At 57.0% G+C, this 2,877-nt stretch carries 3 protein-coding genes and 3 tRNA genes; all 6 read left to right on the top strand.

Going from position 1 to position 2,877, the window contains the following annotated elements; all coding sequences use genetic code 11:
• Positions 1 to 214: 214 nt before the first annotated feature.
• The 6 genes from birA (at position 215) to ACF8R4_RS22430 (ending at position 2,785) form a co-directional block, all read left to right on the top strand.
• Positions 215 to 1,174: a bifunctional biotin--[acetyl-CoA-carboxylase] ligase/biotin operon repressor BirA gene (gene birA, locus ACF8R4_RS22405; RefSeq protein ID WP_060501716.1), complete on the top strand. Its 960-nt coding sequence runs from the start codon at positions 215 to 217 to the stop codon at positions 1,172 to 1,174.
• Entirely contained in the window at positions 1,164 to 1,913 is a 750-nt protein-coding gene (locus ACF8R4_RS22410; protein WP_060501718.1) for a pantothenate kinase, read from the top strand. Before birA ends, ACF8R4_RS22410 begins: the two co-directional genes overlap by 11 nt.
• Positions 1,914 to 1,920: 7 nt before the next feature.
• On the top strand, positions 1,921 to 2,346 hold the full coding sequence (locus tag ACF8R4_RS22415) for a hypothetical protein (RefSeq protein WP_019098632.1): 426 nt from the start codon (positions 1,921 to 1,923) through the stop codon (positions 2,344 to 2,346).
• A gap of 152 nt (positions 2,347 to 2,498) precedes the next feature.
• Positions 2,499 to 2,582, top strand: a tRNA-Tyr gene (locus ACF8R4_RS22420).
• Between the two features lie 24 nt (positions 2,583 to 2,606).
• Positions 2,607 to 2,680 (top strand) — tRNA-Gly (locus ACF8R4_RS22425).
• Between the two features lie 29 nt (positions 2,681 to 2,709).
• Positions 2,710 to 2,785: transfer RNA gene (locus ACF8R4_RS22430), tRNA-Thr, on the top strand.
• The last annotated feature ends 92 nt before the right edge of the window (positions 2,786 to 2,877 follow it).

Genomic DNA, 2,877 nt, shown 5'->3' on the forward strand with positions numbered 1-2,877 from the left:
TCTCACGCAAGTCTTGGCCTTGCCCAGATCCCTGTAGGACCGGCTTTAGCCCCGAACACCGGCAAAGCCGGTGCCATCCTCCGCGTCGCTTGCTTCGCGGCCAAAGCCGAAACCCACAGGGATCGCGACACAAGGCCGCACTTACGGGCCCTTTTCCTATGCAAGCCAACAGCCCATGGCTATCATGCCTGCCTTATTCCAAGTCGAGACTGGCATGCTGAAGTTGTTGAATCTCCTCAAGGATGGCCGGTTCCATTCCGGTGAAGCCCTGGGGGCAGCCCTCGGGGTGAGTCGCAGTGCCGTTTGGAAGCAGCTGCAGCACCTGGAGGGTGAACTGAACCTCACCATTCACAAGGTTCGTGGGCGCGGCTATCAGCTGGCGGCACCGCTCGCCTTGCTCGAAGCGCAGGCAATCGCCGGTTATGCCAAAGGCGAGCAGTGGCCAGTGTTCATCCACGAATCTATTGATTCGACCAATGCGGAAGGTTTGCGGCTTGCCGGCCAAGGGCAGGCAGCTCCGTTTATCGTGCTGGCCGAGCGGCAGAGTGCCGGCCGCGGCCGGCGTGGCCGTCAGTGGATCAGCCCATTTGCCGAAAACCTCTATTACAGCCTTGTATTGCGAGTGGATGGCGGCATGCGTCAGCTCGAAGGTTTGAGCCTGGTGGTGGGATTGGCTGTAATGCGTACCCTGCAGGCGTTTGGCGTAAAAGAGGTAGGGCTCAAATGGCCCAACGATGTGCTGGTTCGCGGGCAGAAGATTACTGGCATTCTCCTGGAACTAGTGGGCGACCCCGCCGATGTCTGCCATGTGGTGCTGGGTATCGGTATCAATGTGAACATGCAGGCAAATGACCAGGTCGATCAGCAGTGGACCTCGATGCGGCGTGAGGTGGGGGCGACAATTGATCGCAATCACTTAGTGGCATCGCTCAGTCAGCAGCTGCAGCATGAATTGGCACGCCATCGTCGCTACGGATTTGCAGCATTCCTGGAAGAATGGGAGCAGGCGCACCTTTGGCAGGGGCGCAATGTTTCGCTGGTTGCTGGCAGCACGCATATTGATGGTGTGGTTCTCGGCGTCGACGGGCAGGGTGGCTTGCGCCTTGAGGTGGACGGAGTGGAAAAGAGCTTCAGTGGTGGTGAGCTCAGTTTGAGGTTGCGTGATGATTCTTGAGCTCGATTGCGGTAACAGCTTCATCAAGTGGCGGGTAATCCATGCCGCTGATGCAGTCATTGAAGGTGGCGGGATCGTCGATTCCGATCAGGCGTTGCTCGCTGAAGTGGCTGCGCTGGCTTCGGTGCGTCTTACAGGCTGTCGCATTGTCAGTGTGCGCAGCGAGGAAGAAACCGATGCCCTGTGTTCATTGATTGCCCGGGCGTTTACCGTTCAGGCGCGTGTTGCGCAACCGGCACGGGAGATGGCCGGCGTGCGCAATGGCTATGACGATTATCAGCGTCTGGGTATGGATCGTTGGCTGGCTGCGCTGGGTGCATTTCATTTGGCAAAGGGCGCGTGTCTGGTCATTGACTTGGGCACTGCCGCAAAAGCGGACTTCGTTGCGGCGGATGGTGAGCATCTGGGTGGTTACATCTGCCCGGGCATGCCTTTGATGCGTAGCCAGCTGCGCACCCATACCCGGCGTATCCGCTATGACGATGCCTCCGCCGAGCGTGCATTGACCAGTCTGTCGCCCGGGCGCTCCACCGTCGAAGCGGTCGAGCGCGGCTGTGTGTTGATGCTCCAGGGTTTTGCGCGTACCCAGCTTGATCAGGCGCGTGCGCTGTGGGGGGACACGTTCACGGTATTTCTCACTGGGGGTGATGCGCCACTGGTAAGGGAGGCTGTGCCCCTGGCGCGTGTTGTGCCAGACCTGGTTTTCGTTGGCCTGGCCATGGCCTGCCCATTGGATTGAGGTGCCTATGCGTTGGTTGTTTCTGCTGTTACTGGTGCTCAACGTCTTCTATTACGTGTGGCACCAGCAGGAAGCCCCGCTGAAGGTCAAGGAAGTCGCCCCGCTGTCTCTGTACAAGGGGAATCAGCAAGAAATTCGCCTGCTGCGTGAAACAGGCGTGTCGGCGCCGCCCAAGCGTCGTGATGAATGCCTGGTAGTGGGCGGGGTAATGGGGCAGGGGCAGCTGGATGCGCTTCGTCAGCGCCTCTTGAGCCTGGATATTGCGACGTTGCCAGTGGTGGGGCAGCTGCCGGGGGCAGATGGGCGCTGGCTCAAGGTCGCACCGGAAAGCGAGCGTTTGCTGGACCAAACGGTGCTCTCAGCTCTTTCCAATGATTTCAAAGACTTAAAACATAAAATTATTTTCTGCCAGGGTATTGCAACTGGCGAATAGCTTGATAGAATGGCGCCCGCTTCACAGGGAACACTACTCAGGTGGTAGAACTGGAAGCGGTGTCAAAGCAGCTAAGTTTCAGATTTGATTGAAAAAATTTGAAAAAACGCTTGACACTAGGGCGGCAAACAAATAGAATGCAGGCCACATCTGGAGGGATTCCCGAGCGGTCAAAGGGGACGGACTGTAAATCCGTTGCGAGAGCTTCGAAGGTTCGAATCCTTCTCCCTCCACCAGTTTTAGCGAGAGCCGCAAGCTCCGCGGGTATAGTTTAGTGGTAGAACCTCAGCCTTCCAAGCTGATGATGCGGGTTCGATTCCCGCTACCCGCTCCAAGTTTGCCGGATTTTGCGCAAAGTGTTTCGCTCTTGTAGCTCAGTTGGTAGAGCACACCCTTGGTAAGGGTGAGGTCAGCGGTTCAAATCCGCTCAAGAGCTCCATATAAACAAGGCAGATATGAAAATATCTGCCTTTGTTTTATCAGTGCAAGACTATTTCTTCTGCGGAGGATTGTATCGATGGCTAAGGAAAA

The organism is Pseudomonas sp. FYR_2, assembly GCF_043106425.1.
Taxonomy (GTDB): domain Bacteria; phylum Pseudomonadota; class Gammaproteobacteria; order Pseudomonadales; family Pseudomonadaceae; genus Aquipseudomonas; species Aquipseudomonas monteilii.